General features: G+C 71.1%; 17 protein-coding genes and 1 pseudogene. 10 read left to right on the top strand and 8 right to left on the bottom strand.

Annotated features, from left to right (window positions below; translation table 11 throughout):
- Window positions 1-25 precede the first annotated feature (25 nt).
- The gene (locus ACH4E8_RS16660) at window positions 26-661 is read right to left on the bottom strand and encodes a hypothetical protein (protein WP_398448718.1); all 636 of its coding nucleotides are present in this window, start codon (window positions 659-661) and stop codon (window positions 26-28) included.
- Window positions 662-696: 35 nt separating this feature from the next.
- Window positions 697-1,923 (bottom strand): AAA family ATPase, encoded by a 1,227-nt coding sequence (locus ACH4E8_RS16655; protein ID WP_398448716.1) that lies wholly within the window; start codon window positions 1,921-1,923, stop codon window positions 697-699.
- A gap of 419 nt (window positions 1,924-2,342) precedes the next feature.
- Between ACH4E8_RS16655 and ACH4E8_RS16650 the strand changes: the two are divergent.
- Window positions 2,343-2,833 (top strand): annotated as a pseudogene (locus ACH4E8_RS16650) (response regulator transcription factor).
- A 17-nt stretch (window positions 2,834-2,850) separates the two neighbouring features.
- Here ACH4E8_RS16650 and ACH4E8_RS16645 read toward each other — a convergent pair.
- The gene (locus ACH4E8_RS16645; RefSeq protein ID WP_398448714.1) at window positions 2,851-3,765 is read right to left on the bottom strand and encodes an NAD(P)-dependent oxidoreductase; all 915 of its coding nucleotides are present in this window, start codon (window positions 3,763-3,765) and stop codon (window positions 2,851-2,853) included.
- Between the two features lie 96 nt (window positions 3,766-3,861).
- Here ACH4E8_RS16645 and ACH4E8_RS16640 point away from each other — a divergent pair, with 96 nt between their 5' ends.
- Window positions 3,862-4,251, top strand: coding sequence for a MerR family transcriptional regulator (locus ACH4E8_RS16640; RefSeq protein ID WP_398448712.1), 390 nt, complete (start codon window positions 3,862-3,864; stop codon window positions 4,249-4,251).
- Between the two features lie 160 nt (window positions 4,252-4,411).
- Entirely contained in the window at window positions 4,412-5,434 is a 1,023-nt protein-coding gene (locus tag ACH4E8_RS16635) for a DUF1259 domain-containing protein (protein WP_398448710.1), read from the top strand.
- A gap of 73 nt (window positions 5,435-5,507) precedes the next feature.
- Here the strand turns inward: ACH4E8_RS16635 and ACH4E8_RS16630 are convergent, their stop codons facing one another.
- Complete coding sequence (locus ACH4E8_RS16630; protein ID WP_398448708.1) at window positions 5,508-5,699, bottom strand: DUF397 domain-containing protein; 192 nt, start codon at window positions 5,697-5,699, stop codon at window positions 5,508-5,510.
- Window positions 5,686-5,880 carry a Scr1 family TA system antitoxin-like transcriptional regulator gene (locus ACH4E8_RS16625; protein ID WP_398448706.1) on the bottom strand — a complete coding sequence of 65 codons (195 nt, stop codon included), beginning with the start codon at window positions 5,878-5,880 and terminating at the stop codon, window positions 5,686-5,688. Before ACH4E8_RS16625 ends, ACH4E8_RS16630 begins: the two co-directional genes overlap by 14 nt.
- Between ACH4E8_RS16625 and ACH4E8_RS16620 the strand changes: the two genes are divergently transcribed.
- A complete protein-coding gene (locus tag ACH4E8_RS16620; RefSeq protein WP_398448704.1) occupies window positions 5,846-6,112 on the top strand; it encodes a hypothetical protein in 267 nt (88 codons plus the stop codon). The two genes, ACH4E8_RS16625 and ACH4E8_RS16620, sit on opposite strands and share 35 nt — an antisense overlap.
- A gap of 89 nt (window positions 6,113-6,201) precedes the next feature.
- On the opposite strand, the gene ACH4E8_RS16615 is transcribed toward ACH4E8_RS16620, so the two are convergent.
- Entirely contained in the window at window positions 6,202-6,624 is a 423-nt protein-coding gene (locus tag ACH4E8_RS16615) for an excalibur calcium-binding domain-containing protein (RefSeq protein ID WP_398448703.1), read from the bottom strand.
- Window positions 6,625-6,922: 298 nt separating this feature from the next.
- On the opposite strand from ACH4E8_RS16615, the gene ACH4E8_RS16610 reads away from it, so the two are divergent.
- On the top strand, window positions 6,923-7,750 hold the full coding sequence (locus ACH4E8_RS16610) for a S1 family peptidase (RefSeq protein WP_398448701.1): 828 nt from the start codon (window positions 6,923-6,925) through the stop codon (window positions 7,748-7,750).
- Window positions 7,751-7,894: 144 nt separating this feature from the next.
- Window positions 7,895-8,428, top strand: coding sequence for a VOC family protein (locus tag ACH4E8_RS16605; RefSeq protein ID WP_398448699.1), 534 nt, complete (start codon window positions 7,895-7,897; stop codon window positions 8,426-8,428).
- Between the two features lie 10 nt (window positions 8,429-8,438).
- On the opposite strand, the gene lepB is transcribed toward ACH4E8_RS16605, so the two are convergent.
- Window positions 8,439-8,906 carry a signal peptidase I gene (gene lepB, locus ACH4E8_RS16600; RefSeq protein ID WP_398448697.1) on the bottom strand — a complete coding sequence of 156 codons (468 nt, stop codon included), beginning with the start codon at window positions 8,904-8,906 and terminating at the stop codon, window positions 8,439-8,441.
- 32 nt (window positions 8,907-8,938) lie between these two features.
- Window positions 8,939-9,805 carry a hypothetical protein gene (locus ACH4E8_RS16595; RefSeq protein WP_398448694.1) on the bottom strand — a complete coding sequence of 289 codons (867 nt, stop codon included), beginning with the start codon at window positions 9,803-9,805 and terminating at the stop codon, window positions 8,939-8,941.
- 642 nt (window positions 9,806-10,447) lie between these two features.
- Here ACH4E8_RS16595 and ACH4E8_RS16590 point away from each other — a divergent pair.
- From ACH4E8_RS16590 to ACH4E8_RS16575, 4 genes are all read left to right on the top strand, one after another.
- Window positions 10,448-11,905: an amino acid permease gene (locus ACH4E8_RS16590; protein WP_398448692.1), complete on the top strand. Its 1,458-nt coding sequence runs from the start codon at window positions 10,448-10,450 to the stop codon at window positions 11,903-11,905.
- A gap of 486 nt (window positions 11,906-12,391) precedes the next feature.
- Window positions 12,392-13,033 (top strand): ArsR/SmtB family transcription factor, encoded by a 642-nt coding sequence (locus ACH4E8_RS16585; protein ID WP_398448690.1) that lies wholly within the window; start codon window positions 12,392-12,394, stop codon window positions 13,031-13,033.
- The gene (locus tag ACH4E8_RS16580) at window positions 13,030-14,409 is read left to right on the top strand and encodes an MFS transporter (protein WP_398448688.1); all 1,380 of its coding nucleotides are present in this window, start codon (window positions 13,030-13,032) and stop codon (window positions 14,407-14,409) included. Before ACH4E8_RS16585 ends, ACH4E8_RS16580 begins: the two co-directional genes overlap by 4 nt.
- 136 nt (window positions 14,410-14,545) lie before the next feature.
- On the top strand, window positions 14,546-15,148 hold the full coding sequence (locus tag ACH4E8_RS16575) for a dihydrofolate reductase family protein (protein ID WP_398448686.1): 603 nt from the start codon (window positions 14,546-14,548) through the stop codon (window positions 15,146-15,148).
- Window positions 15,149-15,178 lie beyond the last annotated feature (30 nt).

Raw genomic sequence — 15,178 nt, 5'->3', positions numbered from 1 at the left:
GCACCACCGCCATCGGCCCCGCACGTCAAGAGCCGGCAGCAGCCGGAACCTCCCACAGCGACAGATCCGACAGGAACTCCTGGTACGAACGGTTCGTGCCCTCGGGCGCCGAAAGCAGTCCATGGGCCAGGGCCGTGGAAGCGATGTGGGGTCCGTCGCTCTCTCTGAAGCGTGGATTCGAGAAGAGTCCTTCGAGGTCCTCTTTGGGGGTCTGGCGACGCCCTGTGTCCTTTCCGCGCCATTTCTCCGGGATCTTCCACGAGGGCCGGTAGAGCGGGAAAGCCTTCGGGAAAAGCATCAGCCACGCTTCGGACTCCGCAGCGGCCAACGCATACACGGAGGATGAGGCGGTGGCGGCCTTCGCCAGGGCGTGGGAGACGGCCGTGCGGGCGGCGTCGTACGCGGGCCCCGGGCAGGTGTCCATGTCCTCGTGGACGGCAATTCCCACGAAATCACCGCGCTTCGCTAACGCTTTGCCGCGCGCCTTGCCCACCAGCGTGTCCGCTGCCGCGTGCAGATCCGCACCCGATTTCGCGCGCAGTCGCACCGGATCGTTGATCTCGGTCAGGGTGACGGCAGCCGCAAGCCTGGGATGAGCCGCCTTGATGAACTCGGCTAATATCCGGCGGTCATTGGCGCTCTCGCCGGCGAGCACCACCACGCCCCGGCCGCTGGGCTTGGATATGCCCCGACGACTCACAGCTCGTCCTCCGTCAAGTCGCCGCCTAGCACGCCGGAGAACCACAACTCACCGAGGGGCTGATCACCCGTCTCCGCAACGATCTCCTCGATCTCGGCCGTCGACAGTGCGGGGATCACGGACGCACCGTCGTCTTCCCGGTCGCAGACGATGAATTCGTTCGGCTTCAATCGGTCGACGAGCGCGGGCGAGTGGGTGGCGACGATGAATTGCGTGCGCTTGGACGCCTCCCTCATCCGCTCCACGATGAGTTCGAGGGCTTGTGGATGCAGACCGTGATCAATCTCCTCGACACACGTCAGCGCCGGCGGCTTGGGATCGTAGAGCATGGCCAACAATCCAAGAAGACGTACCGTTCCGAAAGAAGCGTCGGCAAGCGGGGTGGCCCTACGGAGACCGCGTTCATGGAGCACGACTGCGAGCCTGTCCGCCGAGTAACCGCCGACCTGCTCGAATTCGATCGATTCCAGTTGCGGCAGAATGTGACGGGCATCCTGCGTCAGGTGCTCCCAGCGTTTCTCGTCCGTACTCAGTTGGACGAGGAAAGCCGCCAGGTTCTCGGCATGGGAATCTAAACGGCCTGCCCTTATCGAGCGGAGACGCGTCGGCTGTCGAGCAGCGGTGACATCCACGTCGAAGACCCGGAAGGACGACAAGCGCTCGGCGACCCTCGCGACCTCCTCACCGCCGTCCGACCGCCCCAGCCTGGGCAGGGTGGAAAGACCACTGCTCAGCCGCTGAATTCCGAAGCTCCCGCCGTCGGACTCCCGACCGGCCCTCTCGTTCACCACGCGGGCCGCGTCGCCGGAGATCGTGATGCGCCGCCCTCGCCCCTGGGTCCGCTTGAACGTGAAACTCTCCTGCCGGGACAGCGTGTAGGAGTCACGCTTGCCCGGCACGGAACGCCGGCGAATCGTCAGCGAGTACTCGTCCGGTGCCTTGGCACTCGCGTGCGTCGTCCAGTCCGCCTTGAGCCGGATCACCATCGACGTGGGCGGCTTGTCACCGCCCCAGAAACCCACCTCGTCGAACCCGCCGCGCTCGTCGAGTGCGGGTTGGAGGTCCGTTCGGATGATCGCGGCGAGGAAGTCGAACACCTTGAGGACATTCGACTTGCCCACGCCGTTGGGGCCCACCAGGACGGTGAGCGGCCCCAAGGGGATGGTCACGTCCCGGAGGCTGCGGAAGTTCTCGACGTGTAGTTCCAGAAGACGGCCGGGCATGAGATGAACCTATCGGGTGGGAGATCACCTGGTGACGCATATGCCCGGAGCCGGGGCGGCAATTCTGACGCGCTCTCGTGTTCGCAGCGTAGGGGGTGCGACTGACACATTGCCCCGTACCCGATGACGAGTTCGTCTCCACCCCCGTGACACGGCCGGACACCGCCCTCACTGGTCCCGTCGGTGGACCGCGGTCGCCGCGATCGCGCAGGCGGCGCAGGCCCACGCCGCGTAGACCGTCCAGGCTCCGCCAGGCGAACGGACACCGGATTCGGCCTGGTCGGCATGCCGAGCGCGTCGCCCTGCTGGACGGCCGCTTCACCGCCGGGCCGCGTCCCGGGGCGGCTTCCGGGTGGCCGCACCCGACTGCCCCTGCCGACCGCGGCGGGCGGCGAACCCGCGGCGAAGGCCGGAGCCAGATGACCATCCGCGTGGTACTCGTCGACGATCAGCCCCTGGTCCGCGCCGCCCTGTGCATGGTCATCACCGACACCGCGGACGTCGAGGTCGTGGGCGAAGCCGGCGACGGCGCCGACGCGGTCAGGCTGACCGAAGAACTCGCCCCCGACGTCGTGGTGATGGACATCCGGATGCCCGGCACGGACGGCATCGAAGCGCCCCGTCTGATCACCGCGGGCACCGGGAACGGGACGGAGACCGGCACCGCCCGCGTCGTCGTGCTGACGACCTTCGACGGGAACGCGAAGTGCTGACGCTCGTCGGCAAGGGCCTGTCCAACGCCGAGATCGCCGAGCAGCTCTCCATCACCGTCGCCACGGCCAAGACCTATCTGACCCGGCTGCTCGCCAAACTCGACGCGCGCGACCGGGTGCAGCTCGTGATCCTGGCGTACGAGGCGGGGCTGGTGACGCGGTCCCACCAGAACGCCGGTGAGCTGGGACGCCCGTGATCTGGCGCGCCCGTGAGCTAGGACGCCGGCTGGCGGCGCGCCTTGAACGCCTCGTACACCGCGTAGTAGTTGCTCTGCCCGTGCCCGAGGTCCACGGCCGCCCGGGCGATGTCGTGCATCAGGCGCGGGTGGTCGGCCCGGACGCCCTGTTCTTCGCTGGTGCGGACGATGTGGTCGAGGGCGGTCAGGTTCATCTCCAGGGTGCCGAGGTCGCCGGGGTAGTCGCCGCCGTCGAGCGCGGGGGCCGACTCGTGCAGGGCGGCCGGGGAGAGGACCGTGGGCGCGAACCAGCCGAGCGCGAGGTCCGCGAAGTCCGCCGCGGGGACGCCGGCGGAGTCGACCAGGGCGGCGGCGTGGAGCCAGCCGTTCAGATTGGCGTACATCATCCCGAGCAGCGCGGTGTTGTAGACGACCGCGAGACCGGGCTCGGTGCCGAGGTGGCGGGGGTCGCCGAGGGACCGGAGGGCGGGCAGGTGCTCGTCGAAGGGGGCGCGGTGGCCGCTGTAGAGGAAGACCGCGCCGTCCTTGCCGACGAGGAACGGCGGCACCATGATCGCGCCGTCGAGGTACGCGTACCCCCGCTCGGCCGCCCACGCCGCCGCTTCCCGCGCCTCGCGCGGCGTACCGGAGTTGAGGTTCACGATCAGGCGCCCCGGCGCGGCGGGCGCCGCGGCCAGCGCCTCGTACATCGCGTCGTAGTCCTTGAGGCAGACGAGCGTGAGCGGCGCCGCGGCCAGCGCGTCCGCGGCGGTCCCGGCGCGGTGGGCGCCGCGGGCCACGACCGCGTCCGCCTTCTTCGGGGTGCGGTTCCAGACGGTCAGCGGGTGGCCGCGGTCGAGCAGGGCCTCGGCGAGCGCGAGGCCCATCGGTCCGAGTCCGAGCAGCGAAACGGGGGCCGGGGAAATGGGGTTCGGGGAGTGGGTTGTTGTCATGTGGCGGACGCTAGGCCCTCACATCGGTGTGAAGGTCAACCCGAACGACCAGCACGCACCCGCACGCGAAGCACGAGAACGGATGGTGACGCCCCCATGCACATCGGCGACTTGTCCCGGCGGACCGGAGTCAGCCAGCGCCTGCTGCGCTATTACGAGGAACAGGGCCTGCTCGCGCCGCGCCGCGGGTCCAGCGGGTACCGGGAGTACGACGAACAGGACGTGCACACCGTCCGCGCCATCCGCATGCTGCTGGCGGCGGGCCTCGGCACCCGCACCATCGCGGAGCTGCTGCCGTGCACCGTCGACGACGGCGAGCACCTGGTGCCCGCGTGCTCCGGGCTCCTGCCCGACCTGCACCGCGAACGCGAACGGATCGACCGCGCCGTGGCCGACCTGCTGACCGCGCGCACCGCGCTGGACGCGCTCATCGCCGTGACGCCCGAGGCCCGGTCGGACGGGGGCGTGGTCTGCGTCGCGACCTGAACGGCCCACATGACCGCCGTTCGAGCGAGAAGCCCCAATGGCGGATATCTATCCGGTTTGCTGTATTTCGCGGTGTTACGTTCGATTTCCCAGGGCTTCCCGCCCAGGTCTTCCCACCCAGGGCTTCATCTTCACCCGTCCCCGTGGAGGCGATCGCGTCATGGCAGCAGACCGACCCCAGAGCACCGCCGTACCGACGGCCACATCACGACGGCGCCTGCTGACCGTGGGCGCGCTGGCCCCGGTGCTGGCGGGGGCGGGCGGCGGCATCGCGTCCGCCCGGGCCAGGACCCCCACCGGGGGCGGGGCCGGACACGCGCTGCTCGACCCCGTGCCGACCACCGCGAAGGACTGGACCGGGGTCGCGAAGGAGCTGGGACGCGAAGGCAGCGTGCTGCGGAACGTCACGTACCACACCGCCTTCAACCGCTCCGACCTGCACGTGATCTCGCACGGCGTACGCGTCACCCCCGGGCTCGCGCTCGGTTCGCACGTCGCGTTCGCCCGCTACACCGACGGTTCCTCGATGGCGATGGGCGACATCGTCGTGACCGAGCGGGAGCTCCAGGCGGTCACCGACGCGTTCCACCAGCACGGCATCGCACAGACCGCGATCCACAAGCACCTGCTCGCCCACAACCCGGACATCTGGTGGACGCACGTCCACGCCCACGGCAAGGACCCGGTGGCCATCGCCCGCGGTCTGCGCGCGGGGCTGGACCAGACGGCGACGCCCCCGCCCGAGACGCTTCCGGCGGACCCGGTCGACCTCGACACGGCCGGCATCGACGCCGCGCTGGGCATCAAGGGCTCCAGCGTCGACGGCATCTACAAGGCGGCCTTCATCCGCGCCGAGAAGATCGTCGACGGCCATCTGGTGCTGCCGCCCGGCCTCGGCGCCACCACGGCGTTCGTCTTCCAGCCGCTGGGCGGCGGCCGGGCCGCACTGCACGGCGACTGCGCGGTGATCGCGGAAGAGGTCGACGACGTGATCGGCGCACTGCGGAAAGGGGGGATCAGCCTGGTGGAGCTGCACAACCACCACCTGCGGGACACGCCGCGACTGTTCTTCATCCACTTCTGGGCGGTGGACGACGCGGTACGGATCGCGCGGGCGCTGCGGCGTACGGTCGACGTCACGAACGTCATCGCCCCACCGCCGTCCGAGCGCGGACCGTCCTGACGCACGACTCGCCGCGCATGGCGGAGGGCCGGGGTGCTTTTCCCCCGGCCCTCCGGTCGTGCGAACGGGCGGTTCAGCCTTCGCGCTTGATCATCCCGACGAAGTCACCCCAGGCGGGTACGCCGAAGCTGAGGGCGGGCCCGGTGGGGTTCTTGGAATCGCGAACGGGGACGGTGCCGGGAACGTTGTCGGCGAACTCGACGCAGTTGTCCTCGTTCCCGCTGTAGCTGGACTTGCGCCAGACCGGTACGTCAGTGCGGTTCATCCTCGTAGTCCTCTGCGATATGGCGCAGTTGCTCCGCCATGACGTCCGGACCACCCACCACCCGTCGCAGCGCCGCCTCGTCCAGCAGCACCATGAAAACGGGCTCCACGGGGTTGGCGAAGATGCGAGCGCGGTCGCGTCGGGTGGTGACGGCTTCCTCGAAGTGCTCGGGAGCCGGCACGGCGGGAGTCGGCAAGACGTCACTGGCCCTGCACTGGGCTCATGCCGTACGCGAGCACTTCCCGGACGGGCAGCTGTACGCAGACCTGCATGGCTACGGGCCGCAGGCGCCGGCCCCGTACGAACGGGTCCTCGAAGGTTTCCTGCGGGCGCTCGGGGCGGGCGAGTTGCTCTCGGCGTTCACCGATCCGCGTGCGGCGCGGCTACGCGAAGGCGTCGCCCCGCGCGAGTGACCTGAGAACCTCGGTCGCGTCCGCAATGTCCGGTGCGCTTCGCTGCGCGTGTGGACGTGGCGAAGCGCACCGGACTTTGCGGGCACGGCTCAGCCCCGGTCGCAGCCCACGCCGTCGCCGTCGCGGTCCAGGTGGCGGGCGTAGCCCGGGTCGCCTCGTTTGACCGGGGTGGCGCCGGCTGCGCGGGCCGCGGCGCAGTTGGCGTAGTAGACGTTCGCGCCGGCGTCGCTGCGGTCTCCGGTGACGTCCGCGGGCGGGGCCGGGTCCGGAGCCTTCGCGGGCTTGGGGGGCTTCGCGGCGGTGACGTTCTTGGTGACGGTGACCGTGGGGGCCGGCTCGGGGGTCGCGGTGACGGTGGCGGTGGCCGTGGGGGCGACCGTCGTCGTGACCGTCGGCGCCGGGCTCGGCGCGGACGCGGCCGCGGGGGACTTGTCGTCCTGGGAGTCGCCCACGGCACCGCAGCCGAAGCCGATGAACATCAGCAGGGCGCCGCCCGCCCAGATGCGCTTCATCTTCAGCAGGGGGCGGGGTGCCGGGGGCACGGGCGGTGGCGGCGGGGCGGGTGTGTACGGGTAGCTCAAGGTCCCCCCTTGGTGCGGATGTGCAGATTTCGTGAAGGGCCAACTTAGCGCTCAACCAAGGACCTTGCGGGCGAATCCAAGAACTTCGCGAAACCGGGGCCCCGCTGACCGTCCGAACGGCGACGCACCCATCGCACAGCCCGACCGAATGCACGGATCACCCGATTACGGCGTCTCCCTAGTTACCGACCACCGACCGACCACCGACCGACCACCGAGGGGAACAACCGTGTTCAACCGCACCACCGAGACGCGCCCGCCCGCCGACCACCGGCGTCTCCGTACTCGTCGGGCGGCGCGCATCGCCGCAGTGCTGACGGCCACCGCGGCTTGTGCGACCGCGACGACCGGGTCCGCCGGGGCGATCGTCGGCGGTCAGGACTCGACGCAGCGGTACGGGTTCATGGTGTCGATACCGATGGTGAACGACAACGGGCACTGCGGCGGCTCGTTGATCGCCCCGCAGTGGGTCGTCACCGCAGCGCACTGCGTCGTACCGGATCCGCAGGCGCCGGGGATCAAGCCCACCGGCAAGGTCCGCATCGGCAGCGAGCAGCGCACCTCCGGCGGGGCCGTGCGCAGCATCGCGCGGATCGTGGGCCACCCGAAGTACGACCCGCAGAGCGACGGGGCCGTGTACGACATCGCGCTCGTGAAGCTCGATCGGCCGGTCACGCAGAAGCCGGTGCGGATCGCGGACAAGGCCGGGCCCGCGGGCACCGCGACCCGGGCCGTCGGATGGGGGACGATCAAGGACGACGCGTTCGTGATGCCGATGCGGTTGCAGCAGGTCGGGCTGCGCACGGTGCCGGCGCGCGACTGCATGGGCATCAGCGCGAAGCGCGAGCTGTGCCAGCGGGGGCAGGTCGCCGGGACGATGGCGTGCGGGGGCGACTCGGGCGGGCCGCTGCTCCAGCGCGCCGGAAACGGCAAGCGTTGGGAGCTGATCGGCGCCACGTCCCGGGACGGGGACGACAGCGAGGTGTGCTCGACCGGACCGGGGATCTGGACGAACGTGCCGGCGTACCGGACGTGGATCGCGAAGCACACGTCCTGAGCCCGCCCTTCGGCCTCGGAGACCGCCGGCCCGGAGCACCCGCCTGCCGTAGCCGCCGTGCCGGCGAGGACACGTGACCTAGGACAAACTTTGGCCTAAATGGTCCTTAGGTTGCTGGCGAACGATGCCTTCGAAGGGACCGCGATGCCTGAGCAGACCGACACAGCGCCGCAGGGCCGCACCACCGTTGCGCCCTGGGTCGTCACCGACGACACAGGAGCGTTCCTCGACTTCGTCACCCGGGCGTTCGGCGGGCAGGAGCTGTCGCGGGTGACGACCGAGGACGGCTCGATCGGCCACGCCGAGATCCGGGTCGGCGACACCGTCGTGATGGCCTTCGACCGACGCGCGGACTGGCCCGCCACGCCGAGTCTGCTGAACGTGTACGTGGCCGACGCGGACAAGGCGGTCTCACGAGCCGTCGAGGCCGGCGGCCGGGTCGTCACTCCCCCGGCCGACGACGCGTTCGGGCAGCGGGGAGGACGCGTCAAAGACCCCGTCGGCAACATCTGGTGGGTGACCAGCCACGTGGAGGAACTCTCCGAGGACCAGATGTGGCAGCGGCTACAGGACCCCGAGTACGCGGAGGCCATGCGCGCGGCCCAAGAGACACTCGACGCCGAACTCAGCGGCCGACGCCACGGGCGCAGCAGCGCGCCCGTGAAGGGCACCGGCTGACCGCCGGGCCCTACGCCCGGGGCGGGGCGCACCTGACCCTGCGCGCCCGCCCCGGCGGCCACACCACCAGCAGCGCCCGGCCCTTCACCCGGTCGGTGCCGATGCAGCCGTACTCCCGGGAGTCGTGCGACGCCCTTCCGTTGTCGCCCAGCACGTAGAGCCCTCCCGGGGGTACGGCGACTTCGCGGCGGCGGGCGCCGAGTGCCGTGCCGCGGTCGGCGGGGACCGTGTCTCCGCCGACCGCGGCCACGCGCTTGACCAGCCGTCGACTCCGATCACCGGCCGCGGTGAAGACCACGACCTGCCCGCGGCGGGGAGAGCGCCGCGGCAGCACGGCCCGTCGGACCACCAGGAGCCGATCGCCGACGAGCAGCGTCGGCGCCATGGACTCCGTCGCCACGCGGACGAAGTACGTCGACGACAGGAGGGCGACGAGCACGAGTGCGAGCGCGAGGAGGGCGAGGGCCGCGAGGCGCACGGCTTCCGGCCTTACGGATCACGACTCACGGATCACGCGGGCAGCGCGAAGCGGAAGTCCGGGATGGCCCGGCTCGGGTCGTCCACCGGGAGCACCGCGGAGGCCCGCCGCACCTCGTACTTGACGTCGCCCAGCAGCACGTAGCCCGCGTCGTGCGAGGCGAACGGCTGCGGCAGCAGCGCTTCGTCGAAGTCCTCGGGGGTGACGACGTCCAGCTCCACGTACGACGCCGGCTCGGCGATGAAGCGCGTCAGCTCCAGCGGGAACCAGGCCGCGTCCGTCTTGAAGGAGTAGTGGACGCTGCCGCTGGGCGCGAAGTTCACGTACTCCGACGAGTCGTCCCGCGCGCTGTGGAAGTACGAGCGGAGGAACAGCTCCTCGCGCCCGCCGTTGTAGACGACCACGGCGCGCTGGAGCACCAGGCTGCACGCCACGTACGCGGCGGGCTCGGCGACGGCGGGGTGGTCGACCAGGGCCATGAAGATGGTGTTGCCCTTGCTCAGGTAGTCCTCGTACACGGCGAGTGCCTCGCGCTCCATCTCGATGCCGTGCCGCTCCTGCCAGCGCACCAGCTCTTCGGTGGTCCACGCCGTGCTCGCGTTGAACACATCGGACGCACGCAGGTTGTCGAGGTACTTCTTCGGGTACGCGGCGGGGATCCCCGGGCCCGTCACTTGCTCGACGCGCTCGAAGATCTCGCCGTTGCCCAGCTTCACCCGCGCTTCGGCGGGAGCGGGGCCGGACCAGGTGACGACGAGTCCGCCGTCGAAGTACATGGGCGCGTCGCCGCACTTCAGATCGGCGTACGCGGGACGGGCGAAGCCGATCCGCAGTCCCACGAGAACGAGTGCCGTGCACGTCACGGCGAGGGCGATGACTACGGCTGTGACGGTGAGCATGGTTCCTCCGCCTCCTGACGGTCGTGTCGTGACCCGAGGGAGACCGGAGACGTCAGGGACATCGGTGATGTCAGCGACCTCAGCGGCATGCATGACCTACATGACCTACATGGCATGGGTGACATGCGTGACATGCGTGACATCGATAGCGCCGGAAGCCCCGGAGAGACCGGGACACCGGAGACGTCTGAGAAGAGACCTGCCGCGAAGAAAGGAGGATCGGCACCGGCCTCTCTCGGTGTGCCAAACCCCTCCCGTTTCCAGCCTAGCCATGGTCACCGGGGTCCGCATGCGCCCCGCAGGGGCTCCCGCGGGCGGGCCGCCCGTGCGGTCCGTGGCGCCGGCGGACGATGGGCGGCGCTTCGGGCGGCCGGCCCGCTGTGACCCGTTGCACACCCGCTCTGACCTGGGCGTACGCCGTGTTCGACGGCTGCGGGCGAGAAGGTACGGTATAGGGCAGACCCGGGCAATGAGCCCTGCTTCCGCAGCCGCGCACGCGTAGCGCCCGCGCCCGGTCCCACCGACACCGCGTCGCCCCGAATGCCGGTCGTCACCCCATGGCGGTCGGCGCTCTCTGCGTGCGCGAGCCCTGCGCACAGGCAGCCACGCAGACACATGGACACGCAGAGAGGACCCGCCGCCGTGACCACCGCTTCCCGACGTCCGCCGACCGCGGCGACCGACGAGCGGCGCGACACCGGCGACACCGGCGGCACCGACGGCGGGCAGGGCGACGGCGGCGGGCTGCGGCGCGGGCTCGGCAAGCAGCAGATGGCGCTGCTCGGGCTCGGCTCCGCGCTCGGGACGGGGCTCTTCCTGGGCGCCGGCGCGGCGATCTCCACTGCCGGTCCCGCCGTGCTGATCAGCTACGCCGCCGGCGCGCTGATCGCCCTCGTCGTGGCGTACGCGCTCGGCGAGATGGTCAGCGCGCTGCCCGTGCAGGGCTCCTTCGGCACGCTCGCCGGGCGCTACCTCGGGCCGTTCGCCGGGTTCTCCGTCCGCTGGATCTACTGGGTCGCGCTGATCGTCGGCATCGGCAGCGAGGTGGTGGCCGCGGCGATCTACCTGCGCTTCTGGTGGCCCGACGTGCCGCTGTGGCTGGCCGTGCTGGTCTTCGCGGCGGCCGTGACCGGCGTCAACCTGACCGGGGTCGGCACCTTCGGCACCGCGGAGTCCGTGCTGAGCGCGATCAAGGCGTTCGCCGTCGTCGCGTTCGTCGTCATCGGCGTCGTACTGATCGTCTTCGGGCTGCCGGACCACCCGGCGACCGGGGTGGCCAACTGGACCGCGCACGGCGGCTTCGTCCCCGAAGGCGCGCTCTCGATCTGGCTGGTCATGGCGATCGTGCTGTTCAGCTTCGCGGGCATCGAACTCGTCGCCGTCACCGCGCCGGAGGCGAAGGAGCCCGGGTCCGCGCTGCGCACCGCGCTGCGCACGCTCGTTCTGCGACTGGCCCTCTTCTACCTGGGCGCGATCGCCGTGATGCTCGCGGTGCTGCCGTGGACCCGGTACGCGCCGGGGCACTCCGCCGATTCGAGTCCGTTCGTGACGATGTTCGCGGCGGCCGGCATCCCCGCGGCGGCGTCCGTCACCAACTTCGTCGTCCTGGTCACGGCGCTGTCGGCGGCGAACGCGAACCTGTACGCGGCCGGGCGGATGCTGCACTCGCTGGGCGACGACGGGCTCGCGCCGCGCGCGCTGGGCACCACGACCGGGCGGGGCGTGCCGCGTCGGGCCGTCCTCGTGACCTCGCTCGGCTTCCTGGCGACGGCCGGGCTCACCGCGGTGTTCGGGGCGCGGGTCTTCGCGGTGCTGATGTCACTGGGGACGTTCGGCGTGATCGCGGTGTGGATCGTCATCCTGCTCACCCTGCTGGCGTTCCGGAAGGACGCGGGGCGGCCGGCGTCCACGCTGCGGCTGCGCGGCGGGGCGCTGACGCCGCTGCTCGGGGTGGCGGCGCTGCTGTCCGTCTACGCGACGGGCGTCTTCGTGCCGGAAATGCGGTTGGCGTGCTACGTCGGGGGGCCGGCGCTGGTCGTGCTGGCGGTTGCGTACGGGGTGTTCGTACGGCGACGCCTGCGGCGGGCTGCGCGGAGCTAGGGGGTCTGGGAAGTTCCGCGTCCTTCCCTGTGCCTTGGACATGCTCGCCGTTTCCCTGCGGGCCCGTTGGTCTCTGCGGACATTCTGTGGCTTGTCGCGCAGTTCCGCCCCCTGCGCCCTGCGGGCGCGGTGGGACCCCCAGCGCCCCTGGCATGCTCGCCGTTTCCCCGCGGGTGCGTTGGTCTCTGCGGACATTCTGTGGCTTGTCGCGCAGTTCCCCGCGCCCCTAATTGCCTCGCCCTACGGGCGTAGGCATGGCCCCGGTCTCTCGCCCGTAAGGGCGGAGCTTTCAGGGGCGCTGGGGGTCCCCCCGTGCCCGCAGGGCGCAGGGGGCGGAACTGCGCGACGAGCCCACCACCGGGCCGCGGAGACCAACGCACCCGTCGGGGAAACGGCGGCTGCGTCCAACCCGCACGTACCCAAACCGCAGAGAGTTCTTTGCAGAGGAGTCTATGCAGAGGACTCTTTGCAACATACGCTTGCCGCATGTCCGACGAGACCGAACCCACGCCCAAGCCCACCCGTCGCGTCGACGCCCGTTCCCTGCGCGGGCTGGCGCATCCGCTGCGGGTGCAGATCCTCGAACTGCTCACGTTGGACGGACCCGCCAACGCCACCGGGCTCGCCGAGCGGCTCGGGGAGAGCACCGGGACCGTGAGCTGGCACCTGCGCCATCTCGCGGAGCACGGCTTCATCGAGGAGGACGCCGAGCGCGGGACCAGGCGGGAGCGCTGGTGGCGCCGGGCGGCCGTGGTCAATGAGTTGAACACCGCGGACTTCCGCGACGACCCCGCCGCCCGAGGTGCCTTCAACGTCTATCTGCACGAGCTGGTGCAGCAGCTCTCCAACCGCGTCATCACGTACGTCAACGAGGACTGGGACGACGCGTGGCGCGAGGCCGGCACCATCGCCGACTGGCTCGACCTGCGGCTCACCCCCGACCAGCTCAGGGCGCTCAATGCCGAGCTGGCGGCCGTCGTCGCCCGGCACACCCCCGGCCCGGACGCCGGGGCCGGGCCCGACGCGCTCCCCGTCGTGGTGCAGCTCCAGTCCTTCCCCCGCAAGGAGCGGAGCTCCAAGGAACGCGGCTCCACGGAACGCGGCGGGACGAAACGGGGCCCGGCGTGAGCGGCGGAGCCGTCCGCGGGGGGCTGCTGCGCCGCCACCGTGACTTCCGGCTGTTGTGGTGCGGCGAGACCGCCGGCAAGTTCGGCGCGTCCGTCACCGGCGTGGCAATGCCGCTGATCGCCGTGTCCGCGCTGGACGCCAGCACCTTCGAAGTCGGTCTGCTGAGCGCCAGCGCCTGGGCGCCCTGGCTGCTCATCGGGCTGCCCGTGGGCGTCTGGGTGGACCGCTGGCGGCGCCGGCCGATCATGCTGGGCGCCGCCGCCGTCTCCCTCGTGCTCTTCGCGTTCGTGCCCGTCGCCGCCCGGCTGGGCTGGCTGAGCATGGGGCTGCTGCTCGCGGTCGCCCTGCTGACGGGCGCCGCGGCCGTGTTCTTCCAGACCGCCTACACCGCCTACCTGCCGAGCATCCTGGCGCCCGAGGACCAGCCGGAGGGCAACGCCAAGCTGCACGGCAGCGCGTCCGCCGCGCAGATCGCCGGGCTCGGCTCCGGCGGGCTGATCGCCCAGCTCGCCGGGGCCGTGAACGGGCTGTTCGCGAACGCCGCCACGTTCCTCGTCTCCCTGCTGTGCCTGGCCGGCATCCGGCACCGCGAGCCGCGCGCCGCCTCGGCCGAGACCGGTCGGGGTGCCGGCGCCCTCGTCGACGACGTCCGCGCCGGGGTGCGGCTGATCGCCGGCGACCCCTGGTTCCGCACCCTCACCCTCTTCGGAGCCGCCTCCAACCTGGCCCTGATGGGGTACCAGTCCATCCAGGTCGACTTCCTGATCCGGGACGTGGGGCTGGCCCCCGGCGCCGTCGGCACGCTCGTCGCGGCCACCAGCGCGGGCGGCGTGGCCGGCGCGTTCGTCGCCCGCCGCGTCGCCGACCGGATCGGCACCGCCCGCGCCATGCTGCTGTTCGAACTCGGCCTGCCCGTCGCCGCGCTGCTCATCCCGCTGACCGTGCGCGGGGCCGGGGTCCTCTTCTTCGTCACGGGCGGCTTCTTCGTCTCCGCGGGCGTCGTCGCCGGCAACATCGTCAAGTCCAGCTTCCAGCAGCGCTACTGCCCGCCGGAGCTGCTCGGCCGGCTCACCGCCACCGGGGCCTTCCTCGGCTTCGGGACGATCCCGCTCGGCGCGCTGCTCGGCGGCGCGCTCGGCACCGTGCTCGGCACCCGCCCGGCGATCGCCGTCATGGCGGCCGGGGTCCCGCTCGCCGCGCTGATCCTCTTCTTCTCCCCCGTCCGTCGGGTACGGGACCTGCCGACGGAACGGCGGAAGCCGGACGGCCCCGCCGACGGCCCGGCGGACGCCCCGGCGGACGGCCCGGCAGACGGCCCCCGTCACCGAGACGGACGCGGCCAGCCTGCTCGACTCGGCCCCGATGCGGGAGCATGACGACCTGTACCGCCCCCGCGTCCCCCGCCCCACCCCGTCCCATCCCTCGGCAAAATCACCGCGCATTCGCCGATGAGTTCGAAACGCTCTCCCGGTCCAAGCATCGATCCGCCTTCGCACCCACCCGGAGAACCACATGCGGAAGATCCTCGCCAGCCTGTTCATCTCCCTCGACGGGGTCGTCGAAGCACCCGACCAATGGCACTTCCCCTACTTCGACGACGACATGGGCGCCGCCGTCGGCGCCCTCCTCGAACGCAGCGACACCCTCCTGATCGGCCGCAAGACGTACGACAGCTTCGCCGGCGCCTGGCCGGACCGCGAGGCCGCCGGCGGCGAGGACTACGCCTTCGCCAAGCTGCTCGGCGACTCCCGCAAGATCGTGCTCTCCCGCCAGGAGCTGGACTTCCACTGGCGCAACTCGGAGCAGCTCGAAGGCGACTTCGCGTCCTTCGTGACCGCGCTGAAGGAGGAGCCCGGCAAGGACATCAGCGTCAGCGGCTCCATCTCCGTGATCCGTCAGCTCATGGACGCCGGGCTGCTGGACGAGCTGCACCTGCTGGTGCACCCCATCGCGGTGCGCAAGGGGATGCGGCTCTTCGACGAGGCCGACACGACGATCCCGCTGAAGCTGCTGACGTCCCGGAGCTTCGACAGCGGCGTGGTGTACCTGGTGTACGGGCCCACCGGAACGGCCGGTGACGCCACCTACGAGGACGCCAAGCAGCACCTGCCGTAGTCACCCGGGCCGCCCGGCCGGGAAGAAGTT

This window comes from Streptomyces sp. NPDC017979, from assembly GCF_044328175.1.
In the GTDB taxonomy this organism is placed as follows: Bacteria; Actinomycetota; Actinomycetes; order Streptomycetales; family Streptomycetaceae; genus Streptomyces.
The sequence above is the reverse complement of the archived record's forward strand: the minus strand, read 5'-3'. Positions and strand labels throughout refer to the sequence as shown.

What these genes read in the sequence shown, in the direction of transcription:
- ACH4E8_RS16655 (WP_398448716.1), bottom strand. Translation starts at nt 1,923, where the DNA reads ATGCCCGGCCGTCTTCTGGAACTACACGTCGAGAACTTCCGCAGCCTC.
- ACH4E8_RS16645 (WP_398448714.1), bottom strand. Translation starts at nt 3,765, where the DNA reads ATGACAACAACCCACTCCCCGAACCCCATTTCCCCGGCCCCCGTTTCG.
- ACH4E8_RS16640 (WP_398448712.1), top strand. Translation starts at nt 3,862, where the DNA reads ATGCACATCGGCGACTTGTCCCGGCGGACCGGAGTCAGCCAGCGCCTG.
- ACH4E8_RS16635 (WP_398448710.1), top strand. Translation starts at nt 4,412, where the DNA reads ATGGCAGCAGACCGACCCCAGAGCACCGCCGTACCGACGGCCACATCA.
- ACH4E8_RS16630 (WP_398448708.1), bottom strand. Translation starts at nt 5,699, where the DNA reads ATGAACCGCACTGACGTACCGGTCTGGCGCAAGTCCAGCTACAGCGGG.
- ACH4E8_RS16615 (WP_398448703.1), bottom strand. Translation starts at nt 6,624, where the DNA reads ATGAAGCGCATCTGGGCGGGCGGCGCCCTGCTGATGTTCATCGGCTTC.
- ACH4E8_RS16605 (WP_398448699.1), top strand. Translation starts at nt 7,895, where the DNA reads ATGCCTGAGCAGACCGACACAGCGCCGCAGGGCCGCACCACCGTTGCG.
- ACH4E8_RS16595 (WP_398448694.1), bottom strand. Translation starts at nt 9,805, where the DNA reads ATGCTCACCGTCACAGCCGTAGTCATCGCCCTCGCCGTGACGTGCACG.
- ACH4E8_RS16585 (WP_398448690.1), top strand. Translation starts at nt 12,392, where the DNA reads ATGTCCGACGAGACCGAACCCACGCCCAAGCCCACCCGTCGCGTCGAC.
- ACH4E8_RS16575 (WP_398448686.1), top strand. Translation starts at nt 14,546, where the DNA reads ATGCGGAAGATCCTCGCCAGCCTGTTCATCTCCCTCGACGGGGTCGTC.